The following is a 15,471-nucleotide window of genomic DNA, read 5'->3' on the forward strand; positions in this document are numbered from 1 at the left end:
TCTCAGGGATTCGGCGTTGGCCGCGCGGGCAGCGATTTCACGAAAGCGGCGATGGCCTCACGGTCGCTTTCAGGCAGCATTGCCAGATTGGTGACCACATCGGCCATCGACGAGCCGACCCGGCCATGTTTCGGCGTGACCCCGGTCTTCAGCATGTCCGCCAATTGCCCCTCCGACCAGTCGCCGAGCCGCGCGGCCGTGATGTTGGGATAGAAACCGGTGCCCACAGGGTCCTTCCCGCCGGCATAGCGCGTGCTCGTCTTGATGCCGCCGAACATGTCGCGCGAGGAATGGCATTCGGCGCAATGGGCCACCGCTTCACTGAGATAGCGGCCGCGATTCCATTTTTCATCGTGACCCAGATCGGGCGCGATCGGATCGGTTTTGAAATACAGCAACTTCCAGATCCCGACCAAGCGGCGAACCCCGAACAGCGGATTGAGCTCATGATCCGGCGGACGCCCCTTCACCGCGGGCAGCGTACGCAAATAGGCCATCAGACCCCCCACGTCTTCAGCGCGCATATACGTGAAGCTCGCATACGGAAACACCGGATAATAGTGGCTTCCGTTCGGCGACACGCCGCGCAGCAGCGCATTGGCGAGGTCCCTGGTGGTCCAGTTCCCGATGCCGTCGTTCCGGTCCGTTGAAATGTTGGGCGCTCGAAAGGTTCCGTAAGGGGACGCGAGCGCGAGGCCACCGCCAAGGTGCAAACGATCGGATTGGCCAGGCGAGGCATGGCAGGACGCACAATTGCCGGCCGCAAACACGAGCTTGCCGCGCTCGGCGTCGCCGCCTGCATCGGATAATGTCTTCGCCTCGCGCGAGCCGACGCGGTCCGGCGCGGTGATGAACCATACCCCCGCAGCAGCCGCGCTTGCCACCAGGAGTGCCGACACCAGCCAGAACCGCCCGCGCATCCGTTTTCCGCGTCCTCCACCGAACCCGCTATCCGGTAACGGAAGCGAACCCCGGCTGTTCCCTGCTCGGCGGCGTCGCGCTCCGATCACTCAGATCGACAGGAAAACACGGCAAGTTGAGCTGCTTGCTGCCGCACCGATACCCGGAGCGAACGTATCAAACGTTAATGCCTCCTGCCGTGGTTATCGGCCACACTTGGAGCCGATGGGGGCCATCGGAGATCAAATGCAGGCAGGATTTGCTTTCTCGAAGCTGGCCGACCGCCTGACGAGCCTGGTCGAACTGACCCCGGACGATCTCGATCTGCTGGCGGACATGCCGAGCAGCATCGCGCATTTCGGCGCGCATCAGACCATCCTGCGGCACGGCGATGAGGCAACGCAATGCTGCCTGGTGCTCCAGGGATATCTGTCCTGGCAGAATCACGAAAGCGCTGATGGCCAGATCACCGCGATCTGCGTCCCCGGCGACATCGCCAACCTGCAAAGCCTGCATCGCCCGCGCATCGAAGGCAATCTGACCGCACTCGGGCCTGCCATCGTCGCGCTCGTGCCGCACCGCTTCTTTCGCGAGCTCGCGGTGCGGTCTCCGGCGATGTCGCACGCCCTGCTGTTGATGCTGCTTGCCGATCACGCCATCCAGCGCAACTGGACGGTGAACCTCGGCAGCCGGGATGCATTGACGCGCGTGGCGCATCTGCTCTGCGAGATCACCGTTCGGCTGCAAACCGTCGGGCTCGCCAGGGATTTCAGATTGTCCTCGCCCTTCACCCAGTCCGACCTCGCCGCGGCTTGCAGCATCTCCCCGGTCCATGCCAACCGCACCATCCAGGAGCTGCGCCGCTGCCATCTGCTGCAATGGCAGGGCAAGACCTTGACCATCATGGACTGGCTAGGCCTGGTCCGGCTCGCCGGCTTCGACCCGACCTACCTGAGCATGCGGTCCGGCGCGGACGATGCTCGGCCGCCGCATGCGAGACCGGTGGCGGCCGACGTCGCGGTCGCTTGATCTGGCTCCACGGTGCGGGGCGCCTACGCGGCTCGACGACGTCGGATCGCAGCACCCTACTCCCGCCAGATCTCGGCCAGCTCCTCTGCCGTCACCAAGTCGATCTGGCCGTGGAAGCGGGTGCGGTACATCGTCATGAGCGCATCGTGGCCGACGTCGGAGGAGCTGCACAGCGCGTCCTCGATGATGACGATCCTGAAGCCGAGATCGACGGCGCTCAGGACCGTCGAGAGCACGCAGACGTCCGTCTCCGCGCCCGATATCACGACGGTGCCGACGTTCTTCTCGACCAGCAGGCTCGCAAGACGGGGATTGCTGAACGCGGAATAGGCCGGCTTGTCGATGACAGCCGCCGGTGGAACGAACTTGTTCAGGGCCGGCACCAGTTCGAGTGCGGCTGGCGCAAGCTGCCTGCGGGTCGTCTGGCGCCAGCGCTCAAAATAGCTCCGCCATTGGCCGGGACGGTCTTCCGGATCCTGCGGCGTGATGAAGCGGGTGAAGATCGTTCTGGCCGGATGCCGGGACACGATCGAGACGATCGTCGGCAGCACCCACTCCATCCAGGGCGTCGCCCAGAGTCCGCCGGGAGCAAAAATGTTCTGCATGTCGATGCAGAGGTGAACCGCATTCCCGATCTCGGCAATTTCCGCGCGACCGTCCCTCATGGTCCTCCACCCGTCCGCCGCTTGGGCCGCGCGCCGTCAACCAGGGCGGGCTCACCGACTGCAATGCCTTCGGGCGATCGCCGTTCCCTCATCACTCATCGTGACCGCATCTGCCCCCACCGGGATGCTGGTGCCGCCTTCACGCCGCTCCCGAGACGACACCGGGGCCCGCCAATCATCGCCAAGCCTTCTCGTTTTTCTGTTCGTAGTCCTTGAAGGCCTTCTCGAGCCCACCCAGGACCTCCGCGGAGGTCTCGAACATCGCCTTCAACTGCGGTTCGTCAACCTTCTGGATGTCCTCGCGCAGATGATTCCGAATATCCGCAAGCGCCTTCTGCATCTTCTGCGTATGATGCCGGGGATCGCGATCTGCCGCACTTGCCATGACCTGTCTCCTCGCTCTCCTAATATGCATCCGCCGGACACAGGAGCGTCCGGCGGGACGGCGAGTTAACCAACCGTTGCGAGCGTCGTTCCAATTACGAAATCCGATAAAGAGGATATGAAGTACAAGGATTTGCTCGCGGGATTCATCAGGCTGCACATTCTGCACCAGGCCGCGGAACATGAAATCTACGGCCAGTGGATGATCGAAGAACTTGCTCGCCACGGCTACAAGCTCAGCCCCGAGACGCTTTACCCGCTGCTTCATGGCATGGAGCGGAAAGGCTATCTGCGGTCGCGCAAAGAGCATCCCGGGCGAACGGCACGCAGCCTCTATCGGGCGACGCCGCTCGGCAAGCGCGGCCACGCATTGGCCAAGGCGCGGGTCCTCGAGTTCACCGGCGAGGCCCTCAAGAAGTAGCGATCATCCATATGTGATCAGCCGGGCGACGCCTTCCCATGTGATCTTGATGATGGCAGTGGAACAAGGTCGGTCCAGGTCGTCGGCGCCGAAATCGACCTCGGCCATCGAGTATCTGGGCATGCTGATCGTGTGCTTGATCACCCGGTCGTTGTTCAGCACCAGACGGTATCGCTTTCCCGTGACGGCGGTGAAGAGCGGATCCGTGTCCGGCCAGGAGGATTCTCGGCTCGCCTCACCCAAAGCCCTCGACGGTCAGAGCAGTTGAAACTCCAAGCCATGCAGTTGCGCTGGTGATACCCCCTTCAGCACGATAGCATCGTGAGTGGCGGACGATGTAATGATCGTATCCGGGCCGGCGTCGGTTGCTGCAGCCAAGATCTCGGCAACACTGCTGAACACGTTACGACTGATCGCTATCGTGTCATTATCGACATCGAAATCGCCGATTGTTGCCGTGCCAAAATTGTCATTGAACACGAAATTGTCGCTTCCTCCTGCGCCGAAGATCGTGACGCCATTGCCGACATTCTGAAATGTCTCGTCCGCACTGGTACCATTGACAACGCTTAGTTGCGACATGTCTTGTGACGGATAGGTGCCGAGTATCGTAATCGTCAGCGCCTGATTTCCCACATTGCCGTGCCCGTCATTGACCTGCGCCGTATATCTAATGGTCAATTCATCGCCGGCTTTGAGAAAATCGAGATCGGCATCAGTCGGACTGTAGGTCCAATTCAACGTCTGCGTCGCACCATTTGTCTGGACGATGTCGAACGCGATGTAGCTGGCATCGACCAGTGTTGCGACATCGGCGCCAAAGGGCAGCGTCGTTGAGCCGTTCGAGCCGCTGAATTCGACGCTGGCGTTTCCGATCACTGACGCCGTGAGCGTGTCGCCGATATCGACGTCGCTCACGGTCAGCGTTCCCGAGACCGGTCCCGCGAGGCCGGTGTGGCGATCGGGGACAACTCCCGCAGAAATGTTTTCGAGCTCAAATGCATTGAAGTTGGCCGTTTCTAGAATCACCCGGTCGAAGGGGTTGATTCCGACAAATTCCAAATAGCCATTCGAAGCGAACACACCCTGATGTGCGCTCAGGAGCGCCGCAACTTCGGCACCGGTGTAGGATACAACAAGATTCACGCCGTTGTAGAAGCTGACCTTGTTCATTGGGTCAATCGTACCCCAATACAGGCCGAACGTGTTTCTCTCCGAACCAAAGGTGATTGTCTCGGTGCTGCCGGCGCTGAGGCTCAAATAGTCGGTCGTATCCGCGCCGCCTGGTGATGGTCCGAGGAACAGAGCCACCGCGACGCCGGGGATCGATCCATTGATGACTCGGACATTTCCCGATCCCGAAAATGTGGCATCCAGCGAAGCACTGTAGAAGTTGCCGTGGAACGCGTCGGATCCGCTTGGCAGGTCATCGAACGACTCTGTCGCCAGGCCCAGCGAGTTTGTGTTTACCCCCTCGGCGAGCGCGATCGGATTGACCACGACGGCCTGCACCGGTGGATCGGTCCCGCTGAGAATTGTCGGTGGATCGTTGACGCCAGCTACGACCAGCGTCACGGTCGCCGTCGAAGTCTCACCATGAGTATCAGCTATCGTATAAGCGAAAGAATCGGTGACGGTCTGCCCGGCCCCGAGGGCGCGAAGGGCAACGGCGCTCGTCGATTCGTAGTTGATGTCAGTGCCGGAGAGCGACACCACAGCACCGCTCGCACTGAGTCCGCTGACGGAAACGACCGTCAGATGATCGCCGGTATCGGGGTCGATGTCATTCGCAAGCAGAGTGCTTGCGGCGATCGTCAGCGAGCCGCCCTGGCTCACATTCGCCGCGTTCGGAGGAAGCAACGGCAGCACATCGGCGTGTGCGATCGGCTCGTCATTGGCGCCGCGGATGATGATTGTCACGACTTTTCGCGTGCCGTCGATTGTCGCCACCGTGAAGCTGTCGGTAAGGGTGTCACCGAGATCAAGCGCCTTTACCGCACCCCCGGTATCGGTGAGCACGTAAGTCCACACGCCATCCACCGTCATGGTGAAGACTCCGTACCCACCATCGCTCGGCTGAGGCGCACTGACCGGCTTAAAGGTGTTGGGCGGGTTATCGACGTCCGTATCGGTAAGCGTGCCTGTTGCCCTCGCCGTGCCGGCAGCAGCATTGGCGGCGTCACCTGCCGCGTTCACCGCGCCCGTCACGTCGCCGGCGATAATCGCTGCGTCATTGACACCGTTGATGGTGACCGTGAAGGTCTGATCGACCCTGGATGCACCGTCCGAGACGGTGACAACGAAACTTTCGATTGTGGTCGCAGTCAGCGCATTGATCGCGTGATTATCCGGAACGAACGCGTAGGCGCCGGTCGAGCTGTTGACGTAAAGCGTGCCATATTGACCGGCTTTGGAAACATCATACGTCACACCGCCCAGTTCCGCGGCCCCAGTGACACCGCCGCTTATGCTGTAGCTCAGCGAAGCGCCGGTATCAAAGTTGATCGCCTTCAGAGCACCGGCAGTCGGGGGGAAATGGTCAAAGGCAGACGTGTCGGTAACAATCGGCAAAGCCGTGGCGGTCAACGACCGCACGGGGGGATCGACGACAGCGGGACCGACAAAGATTGCTTGTATCGCCGGCGTAATCTGCGGAAGCAGGACATCAGGCCTGATAAAATCGATGCGTTGAGGCGTCAGGGGGGTGGCGGACGGAGGTGTGCTTGATCCCTTTGCTCCTGTCTCCCTCGAAAGATTGGCGAGTACGTCCTGTTGTGCGGCGCGGAGCTCCTCCATCTGAGCGGCAGTATTGTTGACCTTGTTTACGGCGACCGAGGATCCTCTTTCGTGCAGAACAATCGTCTGCCCGGGATCGTCAACCAGAATATGTCGCGGGATCGCCTCTTTGGTTACGAGTTCGAACTCGCCATGCGCGAGGTCCTTGTAGGTAATGATACCATCATCCAGGAATGTGGCTTCGGGGTCGGCCGCACGAGCTTGCTTTGACTCAGCCAAGATCAGGGCTGTGAACCACAGCATGCCAGTGACCCCGGATGGGGCCCGGCTTCCCCGAAACGTCCCAACGAACGCGAGCCCTCTTGTTATCCAACTCGCGAACGAGGCGCGCGCACGATTAAGAAAAGTCGTAGTCCGGGGATTGTCGAGAAGTTGACAACGCGGGACCGCAATTGCTTCACCTGCGCTCTCCAACTCAGCATGGTGGCAAATTGACATTGCCTCAGCCTCGGCCGTCAAAATCCGCGCGCCGCTCGTGATTGCCGGATATGCTTGTTATATCGCCTGCGCCTTGAACAGACGCCCTGCGCCGCAACCGACATCTCCCGTCGAAAATGACCTCACGCGCGTGAAAAAACATCTGGTGCCATGTGACTTGCACAGAGCTCAGCACTTCTCGGAAATTTGTTCGATCAATGTACTCCACCAAGATGTAACCGTCTATGCGCGGCGCAACGCCGGCACGGGCATCGGGAACCTAGGTCGCTCAGTCTAGCCCGTAAGGTCTAGTCGGTCCGCGATATTCGGAATCGAAGGGCTCGTTCCTTGTGTTATAATTGGCGGTCTTCTCGGAAGGGGGAGATTATGTTCGTTCGCCCGATTACCGCGCTGGCGACCTATTTCCTTTTGGCTCTGCAAGGCTCGTTCGCCGGGCCAGCTGAAGCGCAAGTCAATGCAGCGCCGCCCGCGATCCAGGATGCAGCGAAGCTCATCGGAAAGGTCGTCAGCGCCACCGGCGCGGTGACCATCGAACATGCGAACGCAGTCGTCATCGAGGCCAAAGCGTCTGGCCCGACCAAGGTTGGAGACCCCGTCTATGTAGGCGATGTCATCCGGACCGGGGCTGACGGCCGGGTCGGCATCAATTTTACGGATGGCACAACTTTCAATCTATCGATCAACGCCCGGATGGTCCTGGACGAGTTCGTGTATGACCCTGGAGGAAGCTCGAATTCGACCTTGTTTAGTCTAACCAGGGGGACGTTTACCTTTGTCGCCGGAAAGGTTGCCAAAACAGGCGATATGAAAGTCGACACTCCCGTCGCGACCATGGGAATTCGAGGGACCACACCGCACGTCGCAATCTCGGATGATGGCTCAGTCAAATTCTCTACGCTTATCGAGGAGGACAAGAAGAAGACGGAAGCACCCGCGACGCGAGAACCCCGTCAGAACGCCACCCGCAAGTTCGATTTCAACATCTGTCGAGGCTGCTAGGATCATTGCCATACGCGCAACCGTTGTTCAGCAAATGCCCACCAGGTTCGGCGCACGCCCGCCGCGCTGCGGCCGCGCAAACCCGCCGATCGAGAGGCATAGTCGTCATACCCGCCCTGGCCTCGCTGCTCCTGCCGTCGTTGGCTGCCGCGCAGAACCCGACGGCCAACAGCCTCCGGGATCTTGAACTGTGCAATGGCTCGGAGCGCAGTTCGATCGAGTCACGGATTTCCGGCTGCTCGGCGCTGATCGATTCGCACCAGAGCACGGCAGCAGGCCTGGCGATTTCCTACAATAATCGTGGGAATGCCTACGTTGCGAAGAGCGACTACGACCGCGCAATCCAAGACTTCAATGAATCGATCAAGCTGGCACCTGAATTCGCCAAGCCCTACAATAATCGGGGTGTGGCCTACTTGCTGAAAGGCGAATACGATCTCGCGATCCAGACGCTCGACCAGGCCATCAGGCTGGACCCCGGCTACGCCAAAGCCTTCGCCAATCGTGCGCAAGCGCGCCTGAAGAAAAATGAATACGAAGCCGCGTCGTCCGACCACGACGAGGCCATCCGTCTCGCATCGGATCTTGACCAGGTATGGAGCGGCCGCTGCTGGACCAGAGCCGTGCTTGGCGCCTTGCAGGCAGCGCTGGAGGATTGCAACAGATCGCTTCGATCCCAGCTGAACAAGGCGGCCACGTATGACTCGCGCGGGCTGGTTCATCTGAAGATGGGCGCGCTCGACGCGGCTGTCGAAGACTACAGCTCGGCGCTGACACTTGACCCAAAGCTTGCAAGTTCCCTCTACGGAAGGGGCTTGGCCAGACTGAAGAAGGGCGACGCGACCGGCGGCGACGCGGACATTGCAGCCGCAAAAGCCATTCGCCCCACCATCGTCGAGGACTTCTCGCGGTACGGCGTGCGATAGGCGCTAGTGTCTCGATAGTGCGACCTCATTGCCCGCGATCAGCGTCGTCGCTGTGGCCAGCCACGCCTCATCGGCATCTTCCTACCCGGAATTTGCTTCGTCCTGCTGGTCGCCTGGCGCGCCCCTCCGCTTGTCGTCGTCGCCTTCAGCGCTGATGCGGGCATGGCGATGACGCTCGTGAGCTCAGGCTCGCAAGAAAGGACGAGCGAAAAGAGCGACTCACGTGATCAAACCAGGTGATTTGGCGGGCATTCCCTTGGGGCAACAATGCGGGAACGGATGGATCAATAAATCCGTTCCGCATCAACAGCTTATGTCCTTGGTGCGCTCGGAGGGACTCGAACCCCCACGGTGTTACCCACTGCCACCTCAAGGCAGCGCGTCTACCAGTTCCGCCACGAGCGCTAGGAGATGCCGGCCTGAGGTCGTTAGGCTGGCCGGATCAGCGGCCGCCGATCTAACAAATCCATCAGGGGGATACAAGCCTACAAAGGCCCCGAAATTCAACAAGGTTGGGAGGAAATCACACCCGCCTCGGATCGGTCCTATCGGGAGCCAACCCTTGCCCGGACCGCTAGCGCGTACCCGGCGAGCGCGGCAGCATCTGCTTGACCTCGACCGCGATCCGGTTGCGGTCGACCAGCACCACGCCGGAGGCGACTGGCAGATTGTTGGCGAGCACCTTGACCTCGTCGGCCTCGGTCGCGTCCAGCTCGATGATGGCGCCGCGGGAAAGACGTAATACCTGATGGATCGGCATGGTGGTCGTCCCGAGGACGACCATGAGATCCACGGTGACTTTGTCGAGAGTGGGCACTGTCAGGACCGCCGCAACTTGAGACTTAGGACTTGGGACTCTTCGTTTGCTCCAGAGATCATCACCACGTTATGGTTAGCCAATGGTTAATTCGCTCCCAGACCCCCGCCAAAACCAGCGCCAGGACCTCGATCTGACGTCGTTTTCCGCCGCAGGCGGCGACCGCGTCGAGTGGCGGATTTCGGACGCTCCGGTGCCCTATCCGGACGCGGTGGCCACCATGGAGAGGCGCGTTGCGGCGATTGCCGCGGGCGAGGCGCCGGAATTGGTCTGGCTGCTCGAGCATCCCCCGCTCTACACCTCCGGCACCTCGGGCAAGGAAAGCGACCTGCTCGATGCCCGATTTCCGACCTTTGCAACCGGGCGCGGCGGGCAGCTCACCTATCACGGGCCCGGCCAGCGCGTGGCCTACATCATGCTGGACCTCAAGCGCCGCCGGCCGGACGTGCGGGCCTATGTCGCGAGCCTGGAGGAATTGATCCTGCGCACGCTGGCCGCCTTCAACGTCCGCGGCGAGCGACGCGAGGACCGGGTCGGCGTCTGGGTGAAGCGGCCCGACAAGGGAGCCGATCACGAGGACAAGATCGCGGCGATCGGCGTCCGCCTGAAGCGCTGGGTCTCGTTTCACGGCATCGCCATCAATGTCGAGCCGGAGCTGTCGCATTTCGCCGGCATCGTGCCCTGTGGTGTCGTCGATCCGCGTTATGGCGTCACCTCGCTGGTCGATCTCGGCCAGCTCGTGACCATGGCTGATGTCGATATCGCGCTTCGACAGGCGTTCGAAGAGCTGTTCGGGCCGACCCGCGCGCTGCTGCCGGAAGCGGCTGTCTAATACTTTTTCTGTTTGAGCCGACCGCGCCCGCTCTCCGCCCGTCGCGGAATCAGCTAGGCTTCATTCCGGTGCCGCCCACGCCTCCCCCCTCCGCCGGGAAAGCAGACCTCATGCCGGGCGAGTTGATCATCGGCCGACTGTTCGAGCGCCAGGCATAAGGAGGGGTTGCGATCCATGCTCGCAATGGGAGGTTTTGACGATGAAACTGTCTGCACCCATCTACCATCTGAAGCGCAAGGCTAGGCGCCTGTCCCGCGAGGCCGGCATTCCGCTCCACGACGCACTTGACCGTGTCACTACGACGGAAGGGTTTTCCGCCTGGAGCATGCTGGCGGCGAGGGCAGCTGCGCTGACACCGGCTCACAAGTTGTTCCCGCAATTGCGTCCCGGCGATTTGGTGCTGGTTGGGGCTCGTCCCGGTCAGGGCAAGACACTAATGAGCCTCGAACTTGCCGTGGAAGCCATGAAGTCCGGCCATCGCGCCGCGTTCTTCTCGCTCGAATACACCGCGAAGGATGTGCTGGAGCGTCTGCGGGCAATCGGCGTGGAGCCGGCGCAGTTCGACGAGCTGTTCGAGGTCGATTGCTCGGACGTCATCAGCGCCGACTACGTCGTGAAACAAATGGCTTCGACGCCGCGCGGCACGCTTGTCGTGATCGACTATCTGCAACTGCTCGACCAAAGGCGGGAAAATCCCGATCTGACCGTTCAGGTGCCGCGCGCTGAAATCGTTTGCGCGCGACATGGGGCTGATCGTCGTTTTCATCGCGCAGATCGACCGGTCTTACGATCCCGCGGTCAAGCCCTGCCCCGATCTCGGCGATGTCCGCTTGCCGAACCCGCTGGACCTGAAGCTGTTCGACAAGACGTGCTTCCTCAACAACGCCGAAGTGCGGTTCCGCGTCGCGAGCTGATAGCTTCGGGCCGCGGGTGACTCGTTCACCCGCGGCCTACAACGTCACGCCGCCTGCAGCGCAACCTCGAGTTTGCCGGCGATGTAGCGCCGCTCCTGAGACAGGCCGCCAAAGCCGTAGGCGTCGCCCTTGACCTCGTCGACATGCAGGTAGGTCTCGGGATGCAGCGGGCCCAGGATCTCGGCCATGCGCTTGAACATGGCGGCGAGATAGGCCGCTTTCTCGTCCTTGGTGTTGGTGCCCTCGGTGACGTGGATGTCGATCCAGTAGCTGGCGAGCTTCTGCTCGGCGAGCGACTTGCCGCCAGCGAACCAGTCGCCCGCCTCGACCGACTTCACGATGATGGCGGTGACCTTGGGGTCCTTGTGCAGGATTTTTGCGGTAAGCTCGGACACCGCGCTCGCGATATCGGCCTTCAGCGAGGGGGACTGGCGGGACGTGGTGTAGGACACGGTGATCAGGGGCATTGTCGTTCTCCTCGATGTGCCGCGCAATGCGCGCGGCGTTGGTGAGAACCTAGACCTGCGGTCATCATTTTGGTATCTTATCTCTTCTTATATCAATGATAACGATTTGTAATGGCCGCCACACTCGACATCGCCACCGTCCAGGCCTTCCTGCTGGTCGCTGACCTCCAGAGCTTCACCCGCGCCGCCGAAGCGCTCGGCGCGACGCAGGCCGCCGTCAGTCTCAAGCTGCAGCGCCTGGAAGCCTTGCTGGACAAGCGCCTCGTCGAGCGCTCGCCGCGCGCAGTCCGCCTCACGGCCGATGGCGCCGCGTTCCTCGACCGCGCCCGCGCGCTGATGGAGGCGCATGATCGCGCGCTGTCGGGCGAGACTTCAGCCGCGCAGTCGCTTTCGCTCGGCATCTCCGATCACGCCGCTGGCCCCGAATTGGTGCCGCTACTTGAGCGCCTGCACGCCATATCGTCCAATCTCACCCTCGCCGTCACCATCGGCTTCTCGCGCGAGATGCAGGATGCTTATGATTTGGGCGAGCTGGATGCGGTGATCGTGCGCCAGGAAGGCAGCCGCCGCGGCGGCGAGAAGCTGACTGAGGACGAGTTCGGCTGGTTCGCCGCACGCCGCTTCACTCTGCCGAAGGGGGAGCCGTTGCCGCTCGCAACCCTCGCCCCGCCCTGCGGTGTGCGCGCCGTCGCCGTGCGCGCGCTCGACAAGGCCGGGATCGCCTGGCGCGAGCGCTTCGTGGGAGGCGGCGTCACCGCGGTGGTCGCGGCCGCGCTTGCCGGCCTTGCGATCGCGCCGCTGGCCCGGCGGATCGCGCCGCCCGGCCTGGTCGACATCGGACCCGCGCAGAGGCTGCCGAAGCTCGGCAGCTCGAAAGTCATGCTGCATTCGAAGATCAGCGATCCCGTCAAGCTGGCGGCCTTGCGTGCCGTGGCGGCAACATTCCGGAGCGCAGCTGCTTGACGATCACGCGTGGGCTTCAGCGGCCTTGGCCTGCATACCGGGCGGGAACATCTGTCCAAAAATGTCGCAACATCCGGGAACCATCTCGCGCATGCCGCGTTTGTTCCCGTCGAGGCGGGGTCCGGGAATGGCCGAAAAGTTCAGTCAACAGAGAGACCTGTTCGAGAGCGAGCGCAGTTTCCGGCTGTTGGTTGAGGGGGTTGCCGACTACGCCCTCTACATGCTTGATCCTAACGGGATCATCACCAGCTGGAACATCGGCGGCGAACGCATCAAGGGTTACTCCCCCGAGGAGATCCTCGGCCAGCATTTTTCCCGTTTCTACACCGAGACCGACCGGGCCAATGGCAAGCCGGCGCGGGCGCTCGCCATCGCTCGGGAAAAGGGCCGATACGAGGAGGAAGGCTGGCGCGTGCGAAAGGACGGCACGTTCTTCTGGGCGAGCGTCGTGATCGACCCGATCTACGAGGACGGCAGGCTGATCGGCTTCGCCAAGATCACGCGCGACATCACAGAGCGCCGCAATGCCCAGCTCAAGCTCGAGGCGATGCAGAAGCAGCTGGCCGAGTCGCAGAAATTCGATGCGCTCGGGCAGCTCACCGGCGGCGTCGCCCACGACTTCAACAATCTTCTGATGATCATCAGCGGCAGCCTTCACATCCTGAAGAAGGGCGCCGCCGACGACCCCAAGCTCGAGCGCGCCATCTCGGCGATCGAGACCGCGACCAAGCGCGGCGCAGCGCTGACCAACCAGCTTCTCACCTTCGCGCGGCGGCAAAGCGTCAACCCGCAGGCAATCGATTTTACCGAACGCGTCGCGGACATCCGCGAGGTGCTCGACGCGGGCGTCGGCAGCTCCGTGCGTCTCGCTTTCGACATCCCCTCCGACACCTGGCCGATCAAGGCCGACGTCTCCGAGCTCGAGACCGCGCTGCTCAACCTCGTCATCAATGCCCGCGACGCGATGCCGGACGGCGGCACGGTGACGATCGGTGCGCGCAACCTCGTGCTGAACGAGGCGCCCCTCGTCGGCGATTTCGTCGCAATCGATGTCCGCGATACCGGGCTCGGAATTCCTTCCGACGTTCTCGACAAGATCTTCGAGCCGTTCTTCACGACGAAGCCGATCGGAAAGGGGACGGGCCTCGGCCTTTCGCAGGTCCACGGCTTCGCCCACCAAGCCGGCGGCACGGTGAAGGTCGCCAGCGAACTCGGCAAGGGCACGACATTCACTATCGTCCTGCCGCGCGGCACAGATATGCCGTCGCGGGAGACGCCGGGAGTGGCGTTCCGCGGCAGCGGCACGGTGCTGCTGGTCGAGGACAATCCCGACGTCGCGCTGGTCAGCATCGGTCTTCTGGAGCAGCTCGGCTACCAGGTGCGCCGTGTCGCCGATGCCGAAGCGGCATTGCGCGAGATCGAGAGCGACGGCGTTGACTTCGTGTTCTCGGATATCGTCATGCCCGGCAAGATGGACGGCCTCAGCCTCGCCCATCGCCTCCGCCAGATCCGTCCCGGCCTGCCGATCCTGCTTGCCACCGGCTACAGCGAGGTCGCCGCAGGCGTGCGCGGCGATTTCCCGATCCTGCGCAAGCCCTACGAGATCCACGAGCTGAGCGAGGCGATCGCGAAATTGCCGAGGTGACGGCTTTTCTTCGCCTCTCCCCGCGCGCGGGGCGACGGAGTCGGTACACATCACAGCGTCGGCAGCACCGAAAACGCTTCCCCCGCCCTGCGCAAACTCAGCTCATCCACGCTTGCCGTCTCACTGGTGACACTGTCGACGCGCGAGGACGGCGGGCCGTGGCGGCACAGCGCAATCATGTCGGCAACATGCGTCGGCGTGCCAGCGAACAGCGCTTCTACGCTGCCGTCGCGGCGGTTGCGGACCCAGCCTTCGAGGCCATACGCGGTGGCCTGCGACTCCACCCAGGCTCGATAACCGACGCCCTGCACGCGGCCGCGGATCATGACCTGGAGAATCGCCCGGCTCATGTCTTCGATCCGAGCAAATCGGCGCTGCGCGTCTTGACCGCGACCTCGCGCGTAACGCGGGCCATCAGCTCCGACGATGCCAGGCCCTTGAGGCTTTTTGGCGCCATGCCCTCGCGCAACGCCTTCTGTGTCTCGTACACGGCTTGCGTCGCGGCCGCGATCGGCGCATGGCCCTGCATCGCGATGCGCACGCGCTGACCCGCAAGATAATCGAGCCCGCTCAATTCCTCCGACGCGCCGCCGAGCACGATCGGTAGGCGCGTGGCGGAGACGATGGCCTCGAGCTCGGCGCGCGACTTGATGCCGGTGAAAAACAGCGCATCGACACCAGCGGCCTCATAAGCCTGGGCGCGGCGAACCGCATCATCGATCGAGGTGATCGCGGCTGCGCCCGTGCGGCCCATGATGACCAGCGAGGGATCGCTGCGGCCGCCAAGCGCCGCCTTCATCTTGCCGACGCCTTCCTCCAGCGAGATCAGTTGCGACTTCGTCTCACCGAATGCGGCCGGCAACAGCGTGTCCTCGATGGTGAGGCCGGCCGCGCCCGACGTCTCCAGCTCCTGCACCGTGCGGCGCACGTTCAGCGCATTGCCATAGCCGTGATCGGCATCGACCAACACCGGCAGCGCCGAGGCCCGCGACATCCGCCGCATCTGCTCGGCCAGTTCGGTGAGCGTGATCAGCGTGACATCGGGATCGCCGAGCACGGCGAGCGAGGCCACCGATCCGCCGAACATGCCGAGTGGAAAGCCGAGGTCCTCGGCAATGCGGACCGAGATCGCGTCATAGACCGAGCCGGGATGGACGCACGTCCCGCCCGACAGGATCGATCGCAGTTTCTCGCGGCGGGAACGAAAGGCCATGGTGCTGTCTCTCCATCGGGGCCGACGCAGTGGCCCCAATCTCCGTCATTGCGAGCGCAGCG

At 62.6% G+C, this 15,471-nt stretch carries 16 protein-coding genes, 1 tRNA gene and 1 pseudogene; 8 read left to right on the top strand and 10 right to left on the bottom strand.

Annotation, left to right across the window (positions count from 1 at the left end):
- Window positions 1-2: 2 nt before the first annotated feature.
- Complete coding sequence (locus HZZ16_RS07025; RefSeq protein ID WP_376707554.1) at window positions 3-770, bottom strand: c-type cytochrome; 768 nt, start codon at window positions 768-770, stop codon at window positions 3-5.
- Between HZZ16_RS07025 and HZZ16_RS38095 the strand changes: the two genes are divergently transcribed.
- Entirely contained in the window at window positions 754-1,929 is a 1,176-nt protein-coding gene (locus HZZ16_RS38095; protein WP_311973852.1) for a Crp/Fnr family transcriptional regulator, read from the top strand. The two genes, HZZ16_RS07025 and HZZ16_RS38095, sit on opposite strands and share 17 nt — an antisense overlap.
- Window positions 1,930-1,985: 56 nt before the next feature.
- Here HZZ16_RS38095 and HZZ16_RS07035 read toward each other — a convergent pair whose 3' ends face one another.
- Together HZZ16_RS07035 and HZZ16_RS07040 are read right to left on the bottom strand one after the other, a co-directional pair.
- Window positions 1,986-2,594: a cysteine hydrolase family protein gene (locus HZZ16_RS07035; protein WP_197947789.1), complete on the bottom strand. Its 609-nt coding sequence runs from the start codon at window positions 2,592-2,594 to the stop codon at window positions 1,986-1,988.
- Between the two features lie 175 nt (window positions 2,595-2,769).
- A complete protein-coding gene (locus tag HZZ16_RS07040) occupies window positions 2,770-2,979 on the bottom strand; it encodes a hypothetical protein (RefSeq protein WP_197947790.1) in 210 nt (69 codons plus the stop codon).
- Between the two features lie 117 nt (window positions 2,980-3,096).
- On the opposite strand from HZZ16_RS07040, the gene HZZ16_RS07045 reads away from it, so the two are divergent.
- Window positions 3,097-3,399, top strand: a complete 303-nt coding sequence (locus tag HZZ16_RS07045; protein WP_197947791.1) for a PadR family transcriptional regulator — start codon at window positions 3,097-3,099, stop codon at window positions 3,397-3,399.
- Window positions 3,400-3,402: 3 nt separating this feature from the next.
- On the opposite strand, the gene HZZ16_RS07050 is transcribed toward HZZ16_RS07045, so the two are convergent.
- The gene (locus HZZ16_RS07050) at window positions 3,403-3,561 is read right to left on the bottom strand and encodes a hypothetical protein (RefSeq protein WP_197947792.1); all 159 of its coding nucleotides are present in this window, start codon (window positions 3,559-3,561) and stop codon (window positions 3,403-3,405) included.
- A gap of 93 nt (window positions 3,562-3,654) precedes the next feature.
- Window positions 3,655-6,438, bottom strand: a complete 2,784-nt coding sequence (locus tag HZZ16_RS07055) for a VCBS domain-containing protein (protein ID WP_197947793.1) — start codon at window positions 6,436-6,438, stop codon at window positions 3,655-3,657.
- A gap of 561 nt (window positions 6,439-6,999) precedes the next feature.
- Between HZZ16_RS07055 and HZZ16_RS07060 the strand changes: the two genes are divergently transcribed.
- Window positions 7,000-7,632 carry a FecR family protein gene (locus tag HZZ16_RS07060; protein ID WP_197947794.1) on the top strand — a complete coding sequence of 211 codons (633 nt, stop codon included), beginning with the start codon at window positions 7,000-7,002 and terminating at the stop codon, window positions 7,630-7,632.
- Window positions 7,633-7,655: 23 nt separating this feature from the next.
- The gene (locus HZZ16_RS07065; protein WP_210342382.1) at window positions 7,656-8,558 is read left to right on the top strand and encodes a tetratricopeptide repeat protein; all 903 of its coding nucleotides are present in this window, start codon (window positions 7,656-7,658) and stop codon (window positions 8,556-8,558) included.
- 320 nt (window positions 8,559-8,878) lie between these two features.
- Here the strand turns inward: HZZ16_RS07065 and HZZ16_RS07070 are convergent.
- Both HZZ16_RS07070 and HZZ16_RS07075 read right to left on the bottom strand, forming a co-directional pair.
- A tRNA-Leu gene (locus tag HZZ16_RS07070) sits at window positions 8,879-8,963 on the bottom strand.
- Window positions 8,964-9,132: 169 nt separating this feature from the next.
- Window positions 9,133-9,375 (bottom strand): FliM/FliN family flagellar motor switch protein, encoded by a 243-nt coding sequence (locus tag HZZ16_RS07075; protein ID WP_018647371.1) that lies wholly within the window; start codon window positions 9,373-9,375, stop codon window positions 9,133-9,135.
- Between the two features lie 82 nt (window positions 9,376-9,457).
- Here HZZ16_RS07075 and lipB point away from each other — a divergent pair, with 82 nt between their 5' ends.
- Both lipB and HZZ16_RS07085 read left to right on the top strand, forming a co-directional pair.
- On the top strand, window positions 9,458-10,207 hold the full coding sequence (lipB, locus tag HZZ16_RS07080; protein WP_197947795.1) for a lipoyl(octanoyl) transferase LipB: 750 nt from the start codon (window positions 9,458-9,460) through the stop codon (window positions 10,205-10,207).
- Between the two features lie 199 nt (window positions 10,208-10,406).
- A pseudogene (locus HZZ16_RS07085) lies at window positions 10,407-11,121 on the top strand (DNA helicase).
- Window positions 11,122-11,165: 44 nt separating this feature from the next.
- Here HZZ16_RS07085 and HZZ16_RS07090 read toward each other — a convergent pair.
- Entirely contained in the window at window positions 11,166-11,588 is a 423-nt protein-coding gene (locus HZZ16_RS07090) for a tautomerase family protein (RefSeq protein ID WP_197947796.1), read from the bottom strand.
- 111 nt (window positions 11,589-11,699) lie between these two features.
- On the opposite strand from HZZ16_RS07090, the gene HZZ16_RS07095 reads away from it, so the two are divergent.
- Window positions 11,700-12,551 (top strand): LysR family transcriptional regulator, encoded by an 852-nt coding sequence (locus HZZ16_RS07095; protein WP_197947797.1) that lies wholly within the window; start codon window positions 11,700-11,702, stop codon window positions 12,549-12,551.
- Between the two features lie 127 nt (window positions 12,552-12,678).
- The gene (locus tag HZZ16_RS07100) at window positions 12,679-14,196 is read left to right on the top strand and encodes a PAS domain-containing hybrid sensor histidine kinase/response regulator family protein (RefSeq protein WP_197947798.1); all 1,518 of its coding nucleotides are present in this window, start codon (window positions 12,679-12,681) and stop codon (window positions 14,194-14,196) included.
- Window positions 14,197-14,246: 50 nt separating this feature from the next.
- On the opposite strand, the gene HZZ16_RS07105 is transcribed toward HZZ16_RS07100, so the two are convergent.
- The gene (locus tag HZZ16_RS07105) at window positions 14,247-14,546 is read right to left on the bottom strand and encodes an acylphosphatase (protein ID WP_197947799.1); all 300 of its coding nucleotides are present in this window, start codon (window positions 14,544-14,546) and stop codon (window positions 14,247-14,249) included.
- Window positions 14,543-15,409: an isocitrate lyase/PEP mutase family protein gene (locus tag HZZ16_RS07110; protein WP_197947800.1), complete on the bottom strand. Its 867-nt coding sequence runs from the start codon at window positions 15,407-15,409 to the stop codon at window positions 14,543-14,545. The genes HZZ16_RS07105 and HZZ16_RS07110 overlap by 4 nt, the downstream gene beginning before the upstream one ends.
- Between the last annotated feature and the right edge of the window lie 62 nt (window positions 15,410-15,471).

Origin of the sequence: Bradyrhizobium glycinis (assembly GCF_016031655.1) — a bacterium.
In the GTDB taxonomy this organism is placed as follows: Bacteria; Pseudomonadota; Alphaproteobacteria; order Rhizobiales; family Xanthobacteraceae; genus Bradyrhizobium; species Bradyrhizobium glycinis.